The following is a 17,518-nucleotide window of genomic DNA, read 5'->3' on the forward strand; positions in this document are numbered from 1 at the left end:
GACGCCAGGCGGGAGCCGACGCCAGGCGGGAGCCGACGCCAGGCGGGAGCCGACGCCAGGCGGGAGCCGACGCCAGGCGGGAGCCGACGGCGCCGGCCGGCCGGGCGAGGGCGTGCGGAGGGGCGGTGCGCGGAGAGGCGGTACGCGGTGAGCAGGCGGGGCCGACCACGCGGGTTCGACCGCACCGTGGCACTGGAGCGGGCCATGGAGGTCTTCTGGCAGCACGGCTACGAGGGCGCCTCGATGACCGACCTCACCGCGGCGATGGGCATCAACTCACCCAGCCTGTACGCCGCGTTCGGCAGCAAGGAGGCGCTGTTCCGGGCGGCGGTGGCGCGGTACGACGAGGTCGAGGGTCAGGTTCCCCGGCAGGTACTCGAAAATTCGCCCACCGCCCGGGACGGCTTCGCGGCGCTGCTGCGGCACTACGCGCGCAGCTACGTCGACCCGGCCCGCCCCACCGGCTGCATGGTGGTGCTGGCGGCGACCACGATCAGCGCCGCGAACGACGGGGTCCGGGCGTTCCTCGCCGGCTGCCGGCAGGCCGACGTCGCCCAGTTGCGGCAGCGGCTCGACCGGGGGGTCCGGGAGCACGACGTGCCCCCGGAGACCGACACCGGCGAGGTGGCCGAGTTCTACTACGCCGTGTCGCTGGGTATGGCGCTGCGGGCCCGGGACGGCGCCGCCGAACCGACCCTGCGGGCGGTCGCCGAGGCCGCGCTCGCCGGCTGGGACGAAATTCTGCGGTCCACCGAGCCGGCACCCGGGCGACGCTGACCTGCCGGTAGCCCAGCCGCTCCCCCGGCACGGGGGAGCGGGATCCCTCCGGCGCGGGAGGACGGAGTCCGCCGGTTGCGGAACCGTCGGGACATGAGCGGAACACGGATGACCGGGCGGCGTGGCCGCGCGCTCGCGGCGTTGGGCTTCGCCCTCGGCTACGGACTACTCCGGCTCTACTGGGCGACCGGCGGCCGGTGGGGTTACACGGCCTGCGACCGTACCGGCTCACCCGGGCCGGCGGAGATCGCCGACGGGTGTGGGGCGGAGTCGCTGGCGACGCTGCCGTTCTGGTCCGGCTGGGGCGCGGTGCTGCTCTGCGGTGTCCTCGTCGCGGTGGCGGCGCTGGCCCGGCTCCGGCCCGGCCGGATCGCCTCGGCCGGCGCCTGGACGGCGGCGGTCGCGCTGGTCGTGCTCGCGTTTCCGGGACACCTGCTCTTCGAGATCCCGGTGGCGCTGACCGGCCGGCCCACCGACTGGCCGGACCTGCTGGGACGGCTGCTGCTGCTCGGCGGCGGGCTGTCGTTCGCGGCGGCGGCCCCGAGGACCATCCGCCGGTACGCTCCGGCGGGTCCGCCGCGACCCCGGCCGGTGCCCGGCTGGACCCGCCGGTGGACGTACGCCGCCTGCCTGCTGCCAGTGCTCGGGTTCACCGTGCCGCACGCCTGCTGGCTGCTGGGCATGCCGCTGGGCATCCCCGCCGGCGAGTTGCGGCGTGCCGTCGAGGACATCGGGCCGCTGACCGGGCTGCTGCTCACCCTGGCCCCGATGCTCGGCGGGCTGCTCACGCTCGGCCTGGCGGCCCGGTGGGGACAGGTCTTCCCCCGCTGGCTGCCGGGGCTGGCCGGTCGTCGGGTACCGCCCCCGCTGGCCGTGGTACCGGCCGGGGTGATCGCCGTGGCACTGGTCGGGTACGGGCTGATCGGCATCGGGATGATGACCGAAGGGCTGGCCACCGGCGCCACCACCTGGGCCGAACTGCGTGCCGGCTGGGCGGTGGCCGGAACGGAACTCGTCTTCCTCGCCTGGGGTGTCGCACTGGCCGCGGCGACCGTCGGGTACGCCCGCACCACCCGCCCCGACACCGAAGGCGAGGGCCGGGCCGGCGAACCCGGTCCGGAAGGCCGACCGGCGGCCGAAAGTCTTTCAGAGCGCGTTGGATCTTGACGCCGTCAGTGGAAGGCGGTTAGCTCAGGAAAGCGGTTACCCTACCCTGTCCCGACGTCCGCCGAGCCCGTCGCTCTCCCGCCCGCATCGTCCACACCGCCCGTCGTCCGCCCCAACCGTCGGCCTCCCGCCCGTCGTCCGCCCCGGCTCGTCCACCCGGCCCGTCGTCCACCCCACCCGTCGGCCTCCCGCCCGTCGTCCACCTCGGTCCACTGGAGACAGTCGGCGCGTCCTGCCCGGCCGTCGCGTCGAACTACCGCGTCAGCATCGCCCGGCCGGCCCGGCCGGCCCGGCCGAGGATGACGGCAACACCCGCGAAAGGCACCATCGCTTCCATGACCTCCGCGAACAGCACCACCGGCGTACTCACCGTCAGCCACGAACACGGTCGCCGGATCGTCGTCACCGCGGCCGGAGTGGAGATCGCGACCTACGTGTACGACCCCCCGGTGCCGGACTTCGAGTCACGCAAGCCGTACCTGCACCCGCTGCGGACGCTGGACGGAGCCCTGGTCTCGGCGTACCGGCCGAACGACCACCGGTGGCACAAGGGACTCCAGATGACGATTTCGCACCTGTCCGGGCAGAACTTCTGGGGCGGCAACTCGTACGTGCACGGCGAGGGGTACCGCGCCCGGGACAACGTCGGCCGGATGCGGCACGACGCCTTCGACCTGGTCGACGTCACGCCGACCGAACTGACCCTGCGGGAGTCGCTGACCTGGATCACGTCCCGGGACGAGCACTGGGTCGCGGAGCGGCGCGAACTGCGGATCGGCGGGGTGGACACCGGACGCGGCACCTGGATGCTCGACTTCCGCACCGAACTGCGCAACATCCGGAACGCGGAACTGCGGGTCGGCAGCCCGACCACGGCCGGCCGGCCGAACGCCGGCTACACGGGCTTCTTCTGGCGGGGACCACGCGGCTGGACCGGTGGCCAGATCGTCACCGCCGACGGTGGCGGCGGCCCGGAGACCATGGGCCGGCAGTCGCCGTGGCTGGCGTACACGGCCGAGCACGACGAGGTCGACGGCGGCGGGACGGTACTCGTCTTCGCCGGCACCTCCAGCGCGGCGGTACCGCTGAAGTGGTTCGTCCGGAACACCCCGTTCCCGGCCGTCAACCCCTCCCCCGCCTTCGACGAGGAGGTGGTGCTCGCGCCCGACGAGACGCTGCGGCTGCACCACCGGGTGGTCTTCGCCGACCGGGCCTGGGAACGGGCGGAGATCGAGGCGTACGCGGCGGAGCACGCGCCGTGACCGCCGACGGCGACGCGCCACCGCCCTTCCCCGGTGCCGTCGGCATCACCAACCTGCGCGTCTATCCCTGGCAGACCGACGACGGCCTGCACGGCGGTACGCCGCACGTGCACCTGTGCTGCACCGAGTGCTACGTCGTGCTGGGCGGCCGGGGCCGGTTGCAGACCCTGACCCCGCGAGGCTTCGAGGAGTCGCCGCTGCGCCCGGGCGACGTGCTCTGGTTCACCCCCGGCACCATCCACCGGGCGGTCAACGACGACGGCGCGCTCCAGGTCGTCGTCCTGATGCAGAACAGTGGACTGCCGGAGGCCGGCGACGCCGTACTCACGCTGCCGCCGGAGAGGTTGACCGATCCGGCGACGTACCGCCGAGCGGTCTCGCTGACCGGGCCGGACGGCTCCGGTCCGCCCTCCGCCGACCGGGCCCGGGCCCGCCGCGACCTCGCCATCGAGGGCTTCGCCGAACTCCGCCGCCGGTTCGCGGCCGGCGACACCGCTGCGCTCGACGACTTCTACGCGGCCGCCGCCGCCCTGGTCCGCCCGCACCTCGACGCCTGGCAGACCCGTTGGGAGCAGGGGCCGGCGGCGGCGAGCCGGCAGACCGGGGAACAGCTCGACGCGCTCCGGCGCGGCGACCACCGGCACCTCGCCGACGCAGGCGTGCACCGGCTCGCCCAGCCGGAGCAGGACACCCTGGGCATGTGCGGCTTCCTCTCCCCGTACGACCCGCTCCGCGCCCGGCGCGACTGAGCACCCCCGGCAACACCGCACTAAGGAGCACCCCTGTGGAACCCATCCGCGTCGCCGTGGTCGGGACCGGAAACATCGCCCGCCTACACGCCGAGGCGCTGCGGGAACTCGGCGACGAGGTACGGCTCGTCGGCGCCGTCGACGTCGACGAGAGCCGGCTGGCCGCGTTCTGCGACCGGTACGACGTGCCGGCCCGGCACCCGGACGTGTCCAGCCTGCTGGAGAAGGACCGGCCCGAGCTGGTACACGTCTGCACCCCGCCCGGGTCGCACCACGAGCTGGCCCTGGCCTGCCTGCGGGCCGGCAGCAACGTGCTGGTCGAGAAGCCGCCGACGCTGAACCTCGGCGAGCTGGACGACCTGGCCGAGGCCGAGCAGCGGCACGGCGCGAGGCTGGCCACCGTCTTCCAGCACCGGTTCGGCACCGGCGCGCTGCGGCTGCGCGCCCTGGTGGACGCAGGCGTGCTGGGCCGCCCACTGGTCGGGATCTGCCACACCACCTGGTTCCGGCCACAGTCCTACTTCGACGTCGAGTGGCGGGGACGCTGGGACACCGAGGGCGGCGGGCCGACGATGGGGCACGGCATCCACCAGATGGACCTGCTCTGCGCGATCCTCGGCGACTGGACCGAGGTCTCCGCGCTGGCCCGGCAGCAGGCCCGGCGCTCCGAGACCGAGGACCTGAGCATGGCGCACGTCAGCTTCGCCAACGGCGCCGTGGCCAGTGTGGTGAACAGCCTGCTGTCGGTACGCGAGGAGAGCTACCTGCGGTTCGACTTCGAGCGGGCCACCGTCGAGGTGACCCACCTGTACGGGTACGGCGACGACGACTGGCGGATCACCCCGGCCCCGGAGTACGCCGACGAAGTGCTGGCCGCCTGGCGGGCCGGCGCGGCCGGGGTACGTAGCAGTCACCAGGCGCAGTTCGCCGAGGTGGTACGGAGTCTGCGGAACGGCGCGCCGCCGCCGGTCACCTCGGCGGAGACCCGACGGACGATGCAGCTCGTCGCCGGGGTGTACGCCTCGGCGTTCACCCGCCGACCGGTACGGCCGGACGAGCTGTCGGACAACTCGCCGTTCTACCGCCGGATGCAGGGCGACGGACCGCGATGGTGAGCAGCCCGATCGTGCCCGCCGTACCGGCGCCGCTGCCCGCCGTACCCGTTCCGGGTTCCGCCGTTTCGGGTTCCGCCGTACCCGTCCCGGGTCCTGTCGGGGCCGTCCCGGGCGCCGACCCGGTCTCCGGCGGTCCCGGGCACGGGTTGACCATCGGCCACGACGTCGACCGGTCGGTGCGGGTCGCCTGGCGCGGCGCGGAACTGTTCCGCTACGTCTACGCCCCGCAGGAGCCCCGGGCGGAGGCGCCCCGGCCCTACTTCCATCCGCTGCGGACCCTCGCCGGCAACGTGGTCAGCCTGTACCGGCCGCACGACCACCTGTGGCACAAGGGCCTCTGCTTCGGCATCTCCAACTTCGGCCCGGACAACTTCTGGGGCGGATCCACCTACCTGCGCGGCCAGGGCTACCGCACGCTCGACAACATCGGCGTGGTCGAGCACCTCGACTTCCCCGCGCTGCGCCCCGACGCCGACGCGGTCCGGATGGTCGAACGACTGCGCTGGGTCGGCCGGAACGGCGACCGGGTGGTCTCCGAGCGGCGCCGGCTGGCCGTGGCGGTCTGGGCCAACCTGAGCGCCTGGCGACTGTCGTTCGAGACGGTGCTGCGCAACGACAGCGACGCGGTGATCCCGGTCGGCAGCCCGACCACCCAGGGCCGGGAGAACGCCGGGTACGGCGGCCTGTTCTGGCAGGGTCCGCGCTCGTTCCGGGGCGGGCGGGTGGTGAGTCCGGCCGGGTTCGGCGCCGACGAGCTGATGGGCTGGCGCGGCCCGTGGCTGGGCTTCGTCGGCCGGCACGACGGGCTCGGGCCGGCCGAGACCCTCGCCTCGACGCTGGTCTTCCGGGACCATCCGACGAACCCGGGGTCACCGACCCGATGGTTCGTCCGCACCGAGCCGTACGGCTGCCTCGGCCCGGCCCCGTTCTTCGACCGGGAGTACGCCTTCGCACCCGGCACCGAACTGCGGCTCCGTTACGACGTGCTGGTCGCCGACGGCGAACGGGACCCGACCGGCTGCGCCCGGTTGGCGGAGCGCGCCGCCGCGACCGAACTCCTCACGGACCCGGACCGGTAACTGAAGGCCTGCCGTGACCCCCGGCCGGCGTCCGGTCCGGCCGCCCCGTCCCGGTTGCCCCGACGACGCCGAGGGCATCCCAGCCGCCGGTCCCGCCCCGACCGCCGGTCGTCGACGGACCGGCACCGGCACCGACGACGGGGGTCAGGCAGCGAGGAGAGCTGGGGCAGCACCGGCAGACAGCGCCTGCGGGCGGCCGTCGGGCAGACGCGGAGGACCGTCCGGCGCCGGGCCCCGCGTTCGTCGCACCGTCGCCGACCCTCCTGTGCGGGCCGAGGGTGGCGGGATCCGGGGCTCCGAACCGGAGCCCCGGATCCCGTACCGCCGGCCCGGCGGCTGGCGTGTCGCGTTCGGGCCGGTGTCGTGGGGTCGTGGGGTCGTCGGGTGTTGCCGTTCCGGGCCGGGAGACCGGGCCGGGGGCCGCGCCGGTGCGACGGGCCGGCTACCCGGGGACGGCCAACCTCGTCCGAGAATCGCCTGGCCGGACGCAAGTGCGGAGGGCGACAGCCGGGCGCACAGTGGCGGGGAACCGTCAGCGGCCGGCGATCTGGCCGTTCTCCAGCGCGATGATCAGAACCAGCAGCATCAACGCCGCGACGCCGACCACCGCCCAGAGGCTGATGGTGCGGCCGGGTGCCGTGGGCCGGCTCTCGCGGTGACCCGTTACCTCGCCTCGAACCAGGCGTGTCCGCGCCGGGCTGACGAACCGTGTCATAGCTGGACCTCATCTCGGCGGCCGTACGCGGAGTCCGCGAAACCCGAGGCGCCGGGGTCCAAGAACATCTCCAGCCTAGTCCGGAACCAGATTTCCCGTACGCCGGTGATGTCGGAGTTCAGCGCTGGCCAAAGAACGGGCAGCCGGCCGGTGGCGTTCGCGGCGACCGGCGTATACCGCCCGCCCGCGTGGTGTGTGGCCCGGAAGATCCTTCAGGCTCCTCGTTCTGGCCGGACCGGAAGTGCCGGCACGGCAGCGCACCACCGCCGTCGGCGGACGTGGGCCGCCCGATCGAGGCCGGTCGCGGCGTAGTGTTTGGGCCTGGCCCGCCGACGCGTCCATTCGGGCGACGGGACATCGAGGGTCACCAGGATCACGCTCCACGGCAGACAGGCGGGCAGGCGGGCGGCCGTCGACGGCGTCCGGACGTGCCCGGGCCCTGGTCCTGCGGCGGCCCGGCCGGATTCGTGTGCGAGGAGAGTGGCGGATGGAAATCGACAAGCTCAGGATCACCGACTGGTTGCGCAATCGTGGCCAGCACGTCAGGGCCGACTGGATCGACCGGGAGCTACCGGACCGGGTGGACACCGTCCGCCACGCGGGACTGCTCGCGACCCTCGGTCTCGACCCCGCCGACCTGGCCGACCGGCCATCGCCGTGAGGCCAGCCCTGCTGGGGCCGGTGGGGTGGCGCACGCCGCGACAGCATGGCCGACGACAGTTGTGGAGGTGACGTGTTGCGGGTCATCGGAGTGGGCTTCGGACGGACCGGCACCAGGTCGACGAAGGAGGCGCTGGAACTGCTCGGTTTCGGCCCGTGTCATCACATGGCCGAGCTGTTCGCGCATCCGGAGACGATCCGGGAGTGGCTGCGGGCCGCACAGGGCGGGCCGGTCGACTGGTCGACGTTGCTCGCCGGCTACCGCAGCACCGTGGACTGGCCCAGCGTGTACTTCTGGCGGGATCTGATCGAGGTCTATCCGAACGCCAGGGTGCTGTTGACCGTACGCGACCCGCAGCGCTGGTACGACAGCGTCAGCAGCACGATCTACCAGGGGCGCAGTGTCGACCCGGAGGCGGCGCCGGCCGGGTTGCGGCAGGCGTACGAGGCCCGTCCCGAGTTGCTGGACCAGCCGAGACTGACCGAGGCACTGATCTGGCAGGGCACCTTCGGCGGCCGGTTCGCCGACCGGGAGCACGCGCTGCGGGTCTACGCCGACCACGTGGCCGAGGTACGCGCCACCGTACCGACGGACCGGCTCCTCGAGTTCGACGTGGCACAGGGCTGGCAGCCGCTCTGTGATTTCCTCGGCGTCGATCTGCCGGCGGAGCCGTTCCCCCTGCTCAACACGTCGGCCGCGTTCCGGGAGCGGCTCGTGGACCCGGCCGGACTGCACGCCGACCGGTGACCGCTGCCCTACCTGGCTGCTGATGCGGCTCGCCGGAGCGTCCGGCACGAGGTTCAGGACCGGCGATAGACGCTGACGTGGCTTCCGGTGCCCTCGAACTGGGTGCCGTACCAGTCCTGGGTGCGATCCTCCAGGACGAAGCCCGTGACGGAGGCCATCAGGTCCAGTTCGCTCGGCCAGACGTAACGGCTCCGGGTGCTCAGTACCCGGGTCGGGGCAGCCTCGACCACGGCGGCGTGCATCGCCGCACCGGCCGGGGCCGGGATGGGCGAGCCTGCGGTGAGCCGGATGTTGGTGGTGGTGACGGCCTGCACGAGCGGTTCGTGGGTCGACAGCACCAACCAGGTGTGGCCGTCACCCTCGGTGACGAACTGCACGGCCTGCCCGCCGGTGAACTGGGCCGGGTCGGGCAAGAATCCCTCGACGACGAACCGTCCGCCCGGCCGCAGGTGCGCCGCCGCGTTCCGGAACGTCGCCAACTGGGCGTCCTGGGAGTCGAGCAGGTAGAGGCTGTTGAAGACCGCGAAGACGAGCGTGAAATCGCCGTCGATCCGATGGCTCGTCATGTCGCCCAACTCGACGGTCAGCGCGTCGGCGCCCGGCTTGTCCGACAGCCGGGCCAGCATCTCCGGCGAGTTGTCCAGGCCGGACACGGCCAATCCGCGCCGGGCGAGTGGCAGCGCGATCCGGCCGGTGCCGATCGCGAACTCCAGAACCGGCCCGCCGGCGGCGAGTTCCGCGAGCCGGGCGACGACCGGCTCCACCGGCACCTTCGCGAAGACATCGTCGTACACCGGCGCCCAGAGGTCGCCGTAACCAGGTGAGGACATCCGACCATGCTGGCCGGTGATCGCTCCACTCGCAACGTCCACAACGGACTTTCGAGGTTCGGTACAGACAGCGCGTGGTCCAACCGTCTTTACTCGGTCGATGGAGGAGACATCATTCGGCGGCAGTCAACTCGAACCCCGCTTCCACGTGTTGGGTGAGTTGCTGATCCGGGTCGACGGCGTCGCCGTACCGCCACCCGGGCGGGGCGAGCGGACCCTGCTCGGCGTCCTGTTGCTGGCCGCCGGAGAGGGCCTCGGCGAGGGGGTTCCGGACGATCGGTTGCTCGAACTCGTCTGGGGGCCGGGCCGGGGCAGCCGGCGGGCTCTCCAGTGTGCGGTGTCCCGGTTACGGTCCTGGCTGCGCGAGCGGATCGGGTCGAGCTGTCGGATGGCCCGCACCGGCACGGGGTATCGGCTCGACGTACCGACCGGCAGCGTCGACCTGACCCGGTTCCGGGATCAGCTCCGGGCCGCCGCCGGCACCGGGGACGCGGCACGACACCTCGGGTACCTCTCGGCCGCGCTTCAGGAATGGCGCGGACCGGTGCTGGGCGGCGGTCTTGAGTGGCTCGCTACCGAGCCCATCGTGGTGACGCTGGATCAGGCCCGGAACGAGGCGGCGTGCCGGCTGGCCGACCTCGCGCTGCTGACCGGCCGGCCGGGCGACGCCGTACCCCTGCTGACCCAGGCCGCCACCGCCGCGCCCTACGACGAGCCGGTGCAGGCGGGGTTGGTCCGGCTGCTGGAGGCGTCCGGGCGGCACGCGGAGGCCGCCCGCCAGGTCGACAAGCTCCGGTGTCGGCTGACCCACGACCTGGGAGTCGCTCCGTCGGGTGACCTCGGGCTGACCCGGCCGGCCTGGTCGCCGTTCGCCGAGCTTACGGCGCGGCCACCGGCACAGCTCCCGCCCGACCTGCCCGACTTCACCGGTCGGCGAACCGAGATCCAGGCCCTCTGCGACCGCGTCTCGGGTTCCGGCGGCTGGGGCGGCTCCCGGACGATGACCGTCTCGGCGGTCACCGGAATGGCGGGGACCGGCAAGAGCACCCTGGTGGTCCATGTGGCGCACCGGGTCGCCGCGCTGTTCCCCGACGGACAGCTCTATGCGGACCTGCGGGGCACCGAGGCCCGACCGGTCGACCCGGCCGAGGTGCTCGGCTGGTTCCTGCACGCGCTGAGGGTGCCCGGCACCGAACTGCCCGACGCGCCGACCGAACGCGCCGCGCTCTTCCGGACCTGCACCGCCGGGCGCCGGCTGCTGGTGCTGCTGGACAATGCCGCCGGGGCGGAACAGGTGCGCCCGTTGCTGCCCGGTGCCGCCGGCTGCGCCGTCCTGGTGAGCAGCCGGGACAGCCTGGTCCGACTCGCCGGTGCGCACCGGCTGGAGTTGGGCCCGTTCGCTCCGGACGAAGCCGTGCTCCTCTTCCAGACGGTGACCGGGCGAACGGCAGCGGGAGCCGACCCCCGGGCGGCGGAGGTGGCCGGGTTCTGCGGACACCTGCCCCTCGCGGTACGGATCGCCGCTGCCCGGTTGGCGGCGCGGCCCCGGCTGGGACTCGACCGGCTGATCGCGGCCCTCCGGGACGAGGACCGCCGGCTCGGCGAACTGGCCGTGGACGGGATGTCGGTACGGGCCGCGCTGGAGCCGAGCTACCAGCGGCTCGACGGGGAACACCGACGCGCTCTGCGGCTGCTCGGGCTGCTCTCGGTGCCACACTTCGCCACCTGGTTGGCCTCGGCGGCGGTGCGGACCAGCCCGGAGACTGCCTCCGCACAGTTGGAGACGCTTGCCGACGCGCGGCTGCTGGAGGTTCTCGGCGACGACCCGGCCGGGCAGGTGCGGTACCGCATCCCCGAACTGGTACGGCTGTACGCCCGGGAGCGGGCACGGACCGAGGACTCCTCCCGGACCCGCCGTACCGCCGTGCGCCGTGCCCTGCGGGACTGCCTCGACCGGGCTGAGTCGGCGCGGCGGCGGCTCTCCGGTCAGCCGTCGCCCGACCTTCCCCCAGCCCGGCCCGCACCGCCCGGATCGGCACTGGCCTGGTTCGACGCCGAGGCCGACGTGCTGCCCGCGCTCGTCGGCCAGGGCCTGGCCTACGGCTTGGACGATCTTGTCGTCAGGCTGACCCACACCGTTGCCGCCTACTACCGGCTGCGGTGCAGGTACGACGACTGGCGGGACATACACGGGATGGCGTTGCGGGCCGCCGAACACGCCGGCGACCGGTCGGAACGGGAGTCCTTGCTGGCCAGCTTGTCCCGGTTCGAGCAGTGCCCGGGAACCTGACGAGGACGTCGGCCGGCGGGCGCGAGGGCGCTGAGAGCGGGCTGAGAGCCCGACTGCGCAAGATTCACAGCGTGATCGAGACGCCGTCGGACGGTGCTGAAAGTCGCGTTCCCGCAGCTGAGGAGCGCGGCGCCGGACCGGAGGACGGCGAGCGGGGTGACCGGCGCCCGGACGTCGTGCCGTCGACGTTTCTCCGCCTCGACCGCGCCGAGCTGACGGACGGCAGCACGCTGTTCCTCCGTGCCGTTCCGGCACAGGCCCGGCAACGCCGCCGGTTCGGGAGCACGGTCCCGCTCGGTTACCTGTACGAGCAGCCGCCCGAGTCGGAGCCCGCGCACGACATGACGCTGTCGGCCGGGCACTACGACGAGACCAACCTGGTCTGGTCGTTCTCCGGCGAGGTGACCGGGATCGCCGGCCTCACCGAGCCGCTCCCGCCGCGCGGGTAGGTCCCGCCCGGCGCCGAAGGAGGTCGAGTCCCATGTCCACGACACTCGCCAGGCACCCGCTCCGGACGTCACTGCCGATGATCTCGGACCAGCACGTCCGGCCGGAGCTGCCGGCCGACAACGACAGCCGTCCGCTCGGCTACCTCTACTCCTCCTGGGACCCGGGCACCGCGGCCGAGGTGGAGACCGAGCCGGGCTACTACGACCCCGACAGCCAGGTCTGGGTGACCCCGGGCGGCGGCATCACCGCCGGTGTCTTCACCAAGACGGGCACCGGCGGCTGCCCCGGTGACTGCGTCACCGACGACGCCTGCTCGTAGGGGGCTGAGTATGTCGCCGCCGGCTCCCGTGGTCCTGATCCTCACCCAGGACTTCGATCCCACCGTCGACCCCGTGGTACAGGCTCTCGGCGCCAAGGGTGCCGACGTGGTTCGGGTCGACGTGAGTTACTTCCCACGGAAAATGACCTTCACGGCCTCGGACTTCGACGGTGACCGGCGGCGACTTCGGCACCGGGACCGCGACATCGACCTCGATCGGCTGTCCGGAGTCTGGTACCGCCGGCCGACCGCGTTCGACTTCGGTGCCGAGATGGGCCAGGCGGAGAAGCAGTTCGCCCGCAACGAGGCCCTGCACGGCGTCGGCGGGCTGCTGCGGGCCACCGACTGCCTGTGGGTCAACCGCCCCGACATCGACGCGACCGCCGAGCTGAAGCCGTACCAGCTCACGCTGGCGAAGAAGCTGGGGCTGCGGGTGCCCCGGACACTGATCACCAACGACCCCCAGGAGGTCGCCGAGCTGCTGGCCCGGGCCGAGCGGCCGATCGTCTACAAGGCGTTCTCCGGCGGAGTGGTCCACTACCCGGGTGCTTTCCCGAGCGGGCTGCTCACCACGGTCGTCGGCGACGAGCTGCGCGAGCACCTCGGCCGGGTACAGCACACCATGTGCATGTTCCAGGAGTACGTCGAGAAGGCGTACGAGGTCCGGCTGACCGTGATCGGCAACACGTACTTCCCGGTGTGCATCACCTCGCAGGATCTCGACACCACCCGGGTCGACTGGCGCGGCGAGAACATGCTGCCGTACGGCGACTACCGGCCGCTGCCGGACGAGGTGATCAAGAAGGTGCAGGCCCTGCTGGCCGAACTGGACCTGGTCTACGCGGCCGTCGACTTCATCGTCACGCCCGACGGCGAGTACGTGTTCCTGGAGGTCAACCCGGCCGGTCAGTTCATGTGGATGTACCACGACCTGGGCATACCGTTCAGTGACAGCCTTGCCGACCTGCTGATGACCGGCGGCCCGTTCCGGCGGGGCGACGTCACCCAGGTCTCCTACTGACGGGATGCGGATGTGGTATCTGACCGTGGGCTGTCAGAGCCTGCTCGCGGTGGTCTTCGCCGCCTCGACCGCCGGCAAGGTGCGCGGCCGACAGACGTACGCCGACTTCCGGCGTTCGCTGCCGGCCACCGTGCGGATCCCGGCGGGCCTGGCCGGGGCCGTCGCCGCGACGGTGGTCGTCGCCGAGGCGGCGACCACCGCGGCCCTGCTCGCCGGTATGTGGCTGCCGGGGCTCGCGCTGGCCGGCCTCGCGTCGGCCGGGGTGCTGTTGGCCGTCTTCACCGTGGCCGTCGGTTCGATGATCCGCCGGCGGGTGCGTGAACCGTGTCGGTGCTTCGGCGGCGACCGGCCGGCGGGCCCGGTCCACCTGGCCCGCAACGCCGGCCTGCTCGCCGTCGCCGTCGGCGGGGCGCTGCTGCTCGCGACCGGGCCGGTCCCGGCCGAACCGGCGGTCGCGGCGGTCGCGGCGGCGGCCGGCGGCACCGCCGCCCTGCTGCTGGTGAACCTGGAGGACCTGGTCAGTCTCGCCCGACCGCTGCCACCGGCCGGGCGGGCGTAGCGACGTTCGGAGGCGAGATGGCGTACCTGGCCACGGCGGTGACGTTCGGCTGCGCGCTCGGGCTGGTCAACCTGGTGATCGTGCTCGGAGTCGTCCGCCGACTGCGTGAACTGCACGAGTTGCTGGCCGGCGGCGTGCCCGCCCTGCCGAGGTTCGAGCCCAACATGCTGGCGGCCGGCGCGACCGTCGGCGACTTCTCGGCGTCCACCGGCGACGGCGCGCCGGTGGCCAGGGCGGACCTCACCGGAAGCACCCTGGTCGGGTTCCTCACCCTGGGCTGCCCGGCCTGCCTGGAGAGCCTGCCGTGGTTCGTCGCCCGCGCCGAGGGCACCGCGGGCGGCCGGGACGGCGTGCTCGCCGTGCTGGCCGGAGTGGGCGCCGAACATTCCGAGATGTACGGCCGGCTCGCCGCCGTGGCGCGGGTGGTCGTCGAGCCCGAACTCGGTCCCGTCGCGAAGGCGTTTGGCCTGACCAGCTATCCGTCGTTCGCTCTCCTCTACGACGACACCGTGGTGGCGAGCGACTTCGCGCTCGAACGAATCCCGGAGACCGTGCCGGGGTGACCGGACACGGCAACACGCACGACGACGGGGTCGACGCCGGACCGGGCTCTACGATGCGCTCGTTCGTCGCCGCGACGAGGATCGCCTGGGCGAGCGCGGCCAGGTGGTTCGTGCTGCGGATCGGGTTGGCGGTCGCCGTGGCCGGGGTACCGGTCGCCGTCGCCTGGCTGACGAAGCTCGTGCTCGACCGACTGGTGCAGCCGGACCGGCCGCTGCTGGCGCCGGTGCTGCTGCTCGCCGGCACCGGCGTCGCCGCAGTGGTACTGCCGCAGGTGGTCCGGTACGTCGACGAGGAACTACAGCGGTCGGTCGGGTTGAGCACCCGGCAACGCCTCTACGCGGCAGTCGGCCGGATGGTCGGGCTGAGCCGGTTCGAGGATCCGCGCTTCCATGATCGGCTCACCCTCGCCGCCGAGCGCGGCCAGACCGGGCCTGCGGAGTTGGTCGGTGCGGTGGTCGGGGTGGGCCAGGGTCTGCTCACCGTTGCCGGGTTCCTCGGCAGTCTCGCCCTGCTCAATCCGTGGATGCTCGTGGTCGTGGCGCTCGCCGCGGTGCCCACGCTGCGCGCCGAGGTGCTGTTGGGACGCCACCGGGTCAGGATGCTGTCCGAGGTGGGCCAATCCTGGCGCCGTGAGGTGTTCTACGCGCACCTGCTGACCAGTGTCACGGCCGCCAAGGAGGTCCGGCTGTACGGCCTGGGCGGGCTGTTCGGTGCGCGGATGATCGCCGAGCTACGGCAGATCCACGCGCGGCACCGTCGGATGGACCGGCAGGAACTGGCTGTGCAGGGGTTACTCGGTCTGCTCGGCGCGGTCATCGCCGGCGCCGGGCTGGTCTGGGCTGCCGAGGCCGCCCGGGACGGCCGGATCACGGTCGGCGACGTGTCGGTCTTCGTCGCCGCGCTCGCCGGCGTACAGGGCGGACTCAGCGTCGTCACCCACAACATCGGCCGGGCGCACGAGGCGACGCTGCTGTTCGGCCACTTCCGGTACGTCGCGGAGGCGGGGCCGGATCTGGCCGGCGCCAGCGCCGGGACCCGGCCCGTGCCGCCGCTGCGACACGGCATCGAGTTCCGCGACGTGTGGTTCCGCTACGGCGCCGACCTGCCGTGGGTGTTGCGCGGGGTCAACCTGACCATCCCGGCCGGCGCGGCCACCGCGCTGGTCGGGCGCAACGGCGCCGGTAAGAGCACTCTGGTGAAGCTGCTCTGCCGCTTCTACGAACCTACCCGGGGAACGATCCGGTGGGACGGCGTCGAGCTGCGCGATCTTCCGGTGGACGAGCTGCGCCGTCGGGTCGGCGCGGTGTTCCAGGACTTCATGGCGTACGAGCTCAGCGCCGCGGAGAACGTCGGTGTCGGCGACCTGACGGCCCTGGACGACCGCGACCGGATCGTGGCGGCGGCCCTTCGGGCCGGCTGTCATGACAGTCTCGCCGCCCTGCCGCGCGGGTACGACACCATGCTCACCCGGATCTTCGTCGACCATGCGGACCGCGACGACCCGGGCACCGGCGTTGTGCTCTCCGGCGGTCAGTGGCAGCGGGTGGCGCTCGCCCGCGCGCTCCTCCGGGACGGCTGTGACCTGCTGATCCTCGACGAACCGAGCGCCGGTCTCGATGCCGAGGCCGAGTACGAGGTGCACCGCCAGTTACGTGCACACCGGGCCGGCCGGACCAGTCTGCTGATCTCCCATCGGCTGAACTCGGTCCGGGACGCCGACACGATCGTGGTGCTGGTGGACGGGACCGTTGCCGAGCAGGGCCGGCACGCCCGGCTGCTCGCCGACGGCGGCGTCTACGCCCGGCTGTTCGGGTTGCAGGCCGCCGGCTACCGCGACGACGTACGGTGGTCCGACACCACCGCGACCTCCTGGCACCCACCTGCCGGAGACGACGCCGTCACCGCCCGTCCGGCACAGCCGGATGGACCACCAGCGGACCTCGCCGGCCCAGCGCCCACACGATGAGCGCACCGCAGCAGAGCACCATCCCCGCGACGGTGACCGCTGTCCAGCCGCCCACCGGCCAGAGCACGGTCGCGGCGGCGGAACCGACCGCACCGCCGACCCAGTTGCTGGTGCTCAGCGCCGTGCTGAGCCGACTGCGGGCCTCGGCGGAGAGGGCGAACAACCGGGCCCGGTGGAACATGGCCTGTCCCTGGAGGGCGACGTCGACCCCGATGATCACGATGACGAGGAGCAGGACGGACCGGCCGACGAACGCCGCGCAGCCGAACGCGGCGAGAGCCAGCAGCCAGGCGGCGCCGGTGGCCGCCAGTGAGCGGCCACGGTCGTACAGCCGGCCGGCGTGCTGCACGGCGAGGACACCGGCGAGGCCGGCCAGCCCGAACGCCCCGATCACCGGCGCCGGGTACCCGAACGGCGGCTCGCTGAGCAGGAACGTCAGCGCCGTCCACAGCATCGTGAAGGTGACGAACCCGATGGCGGAGAGGACCAGTGTCCAGCGGGCCGTTCGCTCGCGCAGCACCACCACACCGACCGAGGCGATGAGCGCCGGGTACGACATGCGGGTCCGCGGCGCCAGCGGTGGGATCGCCCGGCGGAGCAGGACCGCCAGCAGTACGGCGACGCCCGCCGCGACGGCGAAGAGCGTGCGCCACCCGGCGGTACCGGCGACGAGTCCGCTGATCGTGCGGGCCGCGAGGATGCCGGTGAGGGTCCCGGACCCGACGGTGGCCACCACCCGGCCGCGCCGGGCGTCGGCGGCGAGGTCCCCGGCGAGCGACGTGAGGACCTGCCCGGAGATCGTCGTCACGCCGAGCATGCCGAGGGCGACGAAGAGTACACCGATCGACGGGGCGAGCGCACACAGCAGCAGCGCGGCGGCCGAGGCCAGCAGCATCGTCGGTACGAATCTGCGCCGGTCGAGGACGTCGCCGAGCGGCACCAGCAGCAGCACGCTGAGGGCGTACCCGAGTTGCGTCACGGTGACCAGCCAGCCGGCCGTCGAGATCGGGGCGTCCAGGTCGGCCGCGACGAGGTTGAGGATCGGCTGCGTCCAGTACAGGTTGGCGATGGCCGCCCCCGCCGCCACCGCGAACAGGAACGTCAGCCGGCGGCTCACTGCGCAAACACCACAAACAGGAACGCCAACCGCCGGCTCATCCGGCGAACACCGCGAACAGGAACGGCAACCGCCGGCTCATCCGGCGAACACCGCGAACAGGAACGGCAACCGCCGGCTCATCCGGCGA

Annotated in this window: 18 protein-coding genes; 15 read left to right on the forward strand and 3 right to left on the reverse strand. The window is 73.0% G+C overall.

What is annotated here, in order from left to right:
- The first annotated feature begins 147 nt into the window (after window positions 1-147).
- The 6 genes from Pen02_RS30980 to Pen02_RS31005 all read left to right on the forward strand — a co-directional run bounded on the left by Pen02_RS30980 (window position 148) and on the right by Pen02_RS31005 (window position 6,149).
- The gene (locus tag Pen02_RS30980) at window positions 148-777 is read left to right on the forward strand and encodes a TetR/AcrR family transcriptional regulator (protein ID WP_203869699.1); all 630 of its coding nucleotides are present in this window, start codon (window positions 148-150) and stop codon (window positions 775-777) included.
- Window positions 778-870: 93 nt separating this feature from the next.
- Entirely contained in the window at window positions 871-1,944 is a 1,074-nt protein-coding gene (locus tag Pen02_RS30985; RefSeq protein ID WP_203869700.1) for a hypothetical protein, read from the forward strand.
- Between the two features lie 335 nt (window positions 1,945-2,279).
- Window positions 2,280-3,206 carry a DUF6807 domain-containing protein gene (locus Pen02_RS30990; RefSeq protein ID WP_203869701.1) on the forward strand — a complete coding sequence of 309 codons (927 nt, stop codon included), beginning with the start codon at window positions 2,280-2,282 and terminating at the stop codon, window positions 3,204-3,206.
- A complete protein-coding gene (locus Pen02_RS30995) occupies window positions 3,203-3,955 on the forward strand; it encodes a cupin domain-containing protein (RefSeq protein WP_203869702.1) in 753 nt (250 codons plus the stop codon). Before Pen02_RS30990 ends, Pen02_RS30995 begins: the two co-directional genes overlap by 4 nt.
- A gap of 35 nt (window positions 3,956-3,990) precedes the next feature.
- On the forward strand, window positions 3,991-5,070 hold the full coding sequence (locus tag Pen02_RS31000) for a Gfo/Idh/MocA family protein (RefSeq protein ID WP_203869703.1): 1,080 nt from the start codon (window positions 3,991-3,993) through the stop codon (window positions 5,068-5,070).
- Window positions 5,064-6,149, forward strand: coding sequence for a DUF6807 domain-containing protein (locus Pen02_RS31005; RefSeq protein ID WP_203869704.1), 1,086 nt, complete (start codon window positions 5,064-5,066; stop codon window positions 6,147-6,149). Before Pen02_RS31000 ends, Pen02_RS31005 begins: the two co-directional genes overlap by 7 nt.
- Window positions 6,150-6,681: 532 nt before the next feature.
- Here the strand turns inward: Pen02_RS31005 and Pen02_RS31010 are convergent.
- Complete coding sequence (locus Pen02_RS31010; protein ID WP_203869705.1) at window positions 6,682-6,864, reverse strand: hypothetical protein; 183 nt, start codon at window positions 6,862-6,864, stop codon at window positions 6,682-6,684.
- A gap of 487 nt (window positions 6,865-7,351) precedes the next feature.
- Between Pen02_RS31010 and Pen02_RS31015 the strand changes: the two genes are divergently transcribed.
- The gene (locus Pen02_RS31015; RefSeq protein ID WP_203869706.1) at window positions 7,352-7,525 is read left to right on the forward strand and encodes a hypothetical protein; all 174 of its coding nucleotides are present in this window, start codon (window positions 7,352-7,354) and stop codon (window positions 7,523-7,525) included.
- A 72-nt stretch (window positions 7,526-7,597) separates the two neighbouring features.
- Window positions 7,598-8,272, forward strand: coding sequence for a sulfotransferase family protein (locus tag Pen02_RS31020; RefSeq protein ID WP_239141584.1), 675 nt, complete (start codon window positions 7,598-7,600; stop codon window positions 8,270-8,272).
- A gap of 53 nt (window positions 8,273-8,325) precedes the next feature.
- On the opposite strand, the gene Pen02_RS31025 is transcribed toward Pen02_RS31020, so the two are convergent.
- A complete protein-coding gene (locus tag Pen02_RS31025; protein WP_203869707.1) occupies window positions 8,326-9,102 on the reverse strand; it encodes a class I SAM-dependent methyltransferase in 777 nt (258 codons plus the stop codon).
- A gap of 100 nt (window positions 9,103-9,202) precedes the next feature.
- Here Pen02_RS31025 and Pen02_RS31030 point away from each other — a divergent pair, with 100 nt between their 5' ends.
- The 7 genes from Pen02_RS31030 (at window position 9,203) to Pen02_RS31060 (ending at window position 16,271) form a co-directional block, all read left to right on the forward strand.
- Window positions 9,203-11,392, forward strand: coding sequence for an AfsR/SARP family transcriptional regulator (locus Pen02_RS31030; protein ID WP_203869708.1), 2,190 nt, complete (start codon window positions 9,203-9,205; stop codon window positions 11,390-11,392).
- A 71-nt stretch (window positions 11,393-11,463) separates the two neighbouring features.
- A complete protein-coding gene (locus Pen02_RS31035; protein WP_203869709.1) occupies window positions 11,464-11,841 on the forward strand; it encodes a hypothetical protein in 378 nt (125 codons plus the stop codon).
- A 32-nt stretch (window positions 11,842-11,873) separates the two neighbouring features.
- On the forward strand, window positions 11,874-12,161 hold the full coding sequence (locus tag Pen02_RS31040) for a hypothetical protein (protein ID WP_239141586.1): 288 nt from the start codon (window positions 11,874-11,876) through the stop codon (window positions 12,159-12,161).
- A gap of 10 nt (window positions 12,162-12,171) precedes the next feature.
- Entirely contained in the window at window positions 12,172-13,182 is a 1,011-nt protein-coding gene (locus Pen02_RS31045) for an MvdC/MvdD family ATP grasp protein (protein WP_203869710.1), read from the forward strand.
- A 10-nt stretch (window positions 13,183-13,192) separates the two neighbouring features.
- Window positions 13,193-13,741: a MauE/DoxX family redox-associated membrane protein gene (locus tag Pen02_RS31050; protein WP_203869711.1), complete on the forward strand. Its 549-nt coding sequence runs from the start codon at window positions 13,193-13,195 to the stop codon at window positions 13,739-13,741.
- 17 nt (window positions 13,742-13,758) lie between these two features.
- Window positions 13,759-14,304: a TlpA family protein disulfide reductase gene (locus tag Pen02_RS31055; protein WP_203869712.1), complete on the forward strand. Its 546-nt coding sequence runs from the start codon at window positions 13,759-13,761 to the stop codon at window positions 14,302-14,304.
- Window positions 14,301-16,271 carry an ABC transporter ATP-binding protein gene (locus Pen02_RS31060; RefSeq protein WP_239141588.1) on the forward strand — a complete coding sequence of 657 codons (1,971 nt, stop codon included), beginning with the start codon at window positions 14,301-14,303 and terminating at the stop codon, window positions 16,269-16,271. Before Pen02_RS31055 ends, Pen02_RS31060 begins: the two co-directional genes overlap by 4 nt.
- Here the strand turns inward: Pen02_RS31060 and Pen02_RS31065 are convergent.
- Window positions 16,204-17,388, reverse strand: a complete 1,185-nt coding sequence (locus Pen02_RS31065) for an MFS transporter (RefSeq protein ID WP_203869713.1) — start codon at window positions 17,386-17,388, stop codon at window positions 16,204-16,206. The genes Pen02_RS31060 and Pen02_RS31065 overlap by 68 nt on opposite strands.
- Window positions 17,389-17,518: the final 130 nt, after the last annotated feature.

The organism is Plantactinospora endophytica, from assembly GCF_016862915.1.
Lineage (GTDB): Bacteria > Actinomycetota > Actinomycetes > Mycobacteriales > Micromonosporaceae > Plantactinospora > Plantactinospora endophytica.

Bases quoted from the DNA above. Each gene is read 5' to 3' on its own strand.
- Pen02_RS30985 (WP_203869700.1), top strand. From the start codon at position 871: ATGAGCGGAACACGGATGACCGGGCGGCGTGGCCGCGCGCTCGCGGCG.
- Pen02_RS30990 (WP_203869701.1), top strand. From the start codon at position 2,280: ATGACCTCCGCGAACAGCACCACCGGCGTACTCACCGTCAGCCACGAA.
- Pen02_RS31005 (WP_203869704.1), top strand. From the start codon at position 5,064: ATGGTGAGCAGCCCGATCGTGCCCGCCGTACCGGCGCCGCTGCCCGCC.
- Pen02_RS31010 (WP_203869705.1), bottom strand. From the start codon at position 6,864: ATGACACGGTTCGTCAGCCCGGCGCGGACACGCCTGGTTCGAGGCGAG.
- Pen02_RS31015 (WP_203869706.1), top strand. From the start codon at position 7,352: ATGGAAATCGACAAGCTCAGGATCACCGACTGGTTGCGCAATCGTGGC.
- Pen02_RS31025 (WP_203869707.1), bottom strand. From the start codon at position 9,102: ATGTCCTCACCTGGTTACGGCGACCTCTGGGCGCCGGTGTACGACGAT.
- Pen02_RS31030 (WP_203869708.1), top strand. From the start codon at position 9,203: ATGGAGGAGACATCATTCGGCGGCAGTCAACTCGAACCCCGCTTCCAC.
- Pen02_RS31040 (WP_239141586.1), top strand. From the start codon at position 11,874: ATGTCCACGACACTCGCCAGGCACCCGCTCCGGACGTCACTGCCGATG.
- Pen02_RS31045 (WP_203869710.1), top strand. From the start codon at position 12,172: ATGTCGCCGCCGGCTCCCGTGGTCCTGATCCTCACCCAGGACTTCGAT.
- Pen02_RS31050 (WP_203869711.1), top strand. From the start codon at position 13,193: ATGTGGTATCTGACCGTGGGCTGTCAGAGCCTGCTCGCGGTGGTCTTC.
- Pen02_RS31055 (WP_203869712.1), top strand. From the start codon at position 13,759: ATGGCGTACCTGGCCACGGCGGTGACGTTCGGCTGCGCGCTCGGGCTG.